Annotated in this window: 2 protein-coding genes; both read right to left on the bottom strand. The window is 35.2% G+C overall.

All coding sequences use genetic code 11. From position 1 onward, the window contains the following. Nucleotides 1-279: 279 nt before the first annotated feature. A complete protein-coding gene (locus BAQ49_RS11455; RefSeq protein ID WP_071745409.1) occupies nt 280-1,011 on the bottom strand; it encodes a DsbA family oxidoreductase in 732 nt (243 codons plus the stop codon). A gap of 200 nt (nt 1,012-1,211) precedes the next feature. Continuing rightward, the gene (locus tag BAQ49_RS11450) at nt 1,212-2,171 is read right to left on the bottom strand and encodes an alpha/beta hydrolase (protein ID WP_071745408.1); all 960 of its coding nucleotides are present in this window, start codon (nt 2,169-2,171) and stop codon (nt 1,212-1,214) included. Nucleotides 2,172-2,490: the final 319 nt, after the last annotated feature.

Genomic DNA, 2,490 nt, shown 5'->3' with positions numbered 1-2,490 from the left:
AGAACTACTTGGTCGCTCATTTGCGACTTCCTTATGTTAACATCTTCGTTAGTTAATGTCAACTAAGTTTTTTATTTCGTTTGCCGCGTTTTGCGTTATTGCATCGGCGACTTGTTCTATATTACACTTCATTTGCATAATCGTCAATATGTTTTTTGGAAAACTTTATATTTTATAGATTTCATTTACGTAATCAAAATATCTATTTACGTATTTCTTCTATAGTTATATACAAGCACCCCATAGAACTATCTATGGGGTGCTATTCCATCATAAAAACTATTGTTCTTCTGAAGGTACCGAACAACTTCCGTCAGTACAAGAAAAATCGCTTCCACCATCTGCTGAAAGTTCCTGTAACTTAGGTGCAGGATTCTCTTCTTCCCATACTTGCTGAAGTGCACCAACAAAAGTTTCAAGTGGTTGCGCACCTGAGATGGCATATTTTTGATTAACAATAAAATAAGGTACTCCCGTAATTCTATATTGCTGAGCGATCGCTTCATCAACTCTAACATCATTTGCATATGCACTTTTATTATTGATAATATTTAAAGCCTCTTGCTTATCTATCCCTGAATTTTCAGCAATCGTAGCGAGCGTTTCCACATCACTTAAATTTTGTGATTCAGTAAAATATGCAAAAAGAAGATTTTCTGTAATCTCTTTTTCCTTCCCTTGCTCCTTTGCAAACTTCGCCAGACGATGCGCATCAAAAGTGTTTGTCGGCTTCATCTCTTCAAAATTAAAATTCAAACCCATACTAGCTGCATGATTGCCTAGTTGTATATTATTACGATTAGCTTCTTCAATACTAATCCCATACTTCGATGCAAGCACTTCGTTAATACTCGTTCCAGAGTAAACAGGAGTATTCGGATCTAATTCAAAACTTTTAAACTCAACTTCAACATCATCCCTATGCGGGAATTGTTCTAAAGCCGTCTCTAATCTACGTTTCCCAATATAGCAAAACGGACATACAAAATCAGACCAAACTTCAATTTTCATATGAACACCTCATTAACATTTAGTTTTCAATCATTGTAGCACTGAGATTAAAGAATTCAAAAATTTTTGCTCTACCTCCTTCATATAGTACATACAAGAGTATACTTATAGCAGAATACCTAATTAGCAAAAAAAACGATAATCAAAAGGATAAACTATTCCCCCTCCGATTATCGTATATAAACATGAAACAACTTTAATTATGCTGGAATATACTTCTCTACGAACTTCCATACGGTATTCCAATATGTATTCGAATCTACCTTCTCAGCTTCTCCATGTCCCGCACCTGGAACAATTAATTTCTCTTTTTCTACTTTTGCAGCACTATACACCTCATCTAACATTTCAAAAGGAACAAATGTATCGGCATCTCCATGAATGAACAGCATAGGTGTTTTACTTTTCGCAACTTGTTTTACAGCCGAAGCCTCTTCTAAATCGTATCCAGCCCTCAATTTAGTAACTGTATTGGCCGCATTCATAACAGGAAACTTCGGTAAGTGGAATAAATCTTTTAGTTGATACGTGAATTCATCAATAACAGTCGAGTATCCGCAATCTTCAATAATAACTTTAACATTAGGAGGTAAATCTTCTCCAGAAGTCATCATAACAGTTGCTCCACCCATAGAAATACCAAATAGAGCTATTTCAGCATTAGGATCTTTCTTTAAAATTTGTTGAATCCACAACAAAACATCTTTGCGATCATGCCATCCCATACCGATATACCCCCCTTCACTATTCCCATGCCCACGAAGGTCTGGTGCTATGACATTATAGCCTTGTTCATAAAAGTTCCGGATATATTTCGTCATTGCTGATGCCCTGCCATCATATCCATGAACTACAAGTGCCCATTTATGACTAGATTGCTCATTCATATATTCATAACCTGTTAAATTTAGCTTATCAAAAGAGCGTATAGTTAATGTATTAGGTTTATATTTTGATACAAAGTTCGCATTCTTGTCTTCATTCGTAGCCAATGCACCTCCCGATGCATTCACCGTTTCCGTTAAGTGAGGATTATCCTCTAAAAAATCTTTTCCTTGTTTCGCATTCAACGCATAATTATAGAAATAATTCCCGACTAACATATATGCAATCGCTAGAAGGACTAAAACTACTATAGTAATTACACTTATCTTTTTCATATTATCTCCTTTTTAAAATTAAATCTCTATATATTAAAGTACTTCAAAAAATAACTGTACTATTTTAACACACCGACAGATTAGTTCTACAAAAAATAAAATAGAAAATCTTAAACTACACACCGAAAATGATGAAAGAAATTGAATATGAGAGGATTAAAAGAAGAAGTATTACTTAAAATGGTACCTTGAGGCTGATAAGAAGTTAGAAACACAAAAAAGACGAGTCATTCTGACTCGTCTTAAGGTTGCTTGGCGACGTCCTACTCTCACAGGGACAAGGTCCCAACTACCATCGGCGCTAGAGAGCTTAACTTCC

The sequence above is a fragment of the Bacillus proteolyticus genome (assembly GCF_001884065.1).
Classification (GTDB): domain Bacteria; phylum Bacillota; class Bacilli; order Bacillales; family Bacillaceae_G; genus Bacillus_A; species Bacillus_A proteolyticus.
The sequence above is the reverse complement of the archived record's forward strand: the minus strand, read 5'-3'. Positions and strand labels throughout refer to the sequence as shown.

What these genes read in the sequence shown, in the direction of transcription:
- BAQ49_RS11450 (WP_071745408.1), bottom strand. Translation starts at nt 2,171, where the DNA reads ATGAAAAAGATAAGTGTAATTACTATAGTAGTTTTAGTCCTTCTAGCG.
- BAQ49_RS11455 (WP_071745409.1), bottom strand. Translation starts at nt 1,011, where the DNA reads ATGAAAATTGAAGTTTGGTCTGATTTTGTATGTCCGTTTTGCTATATT.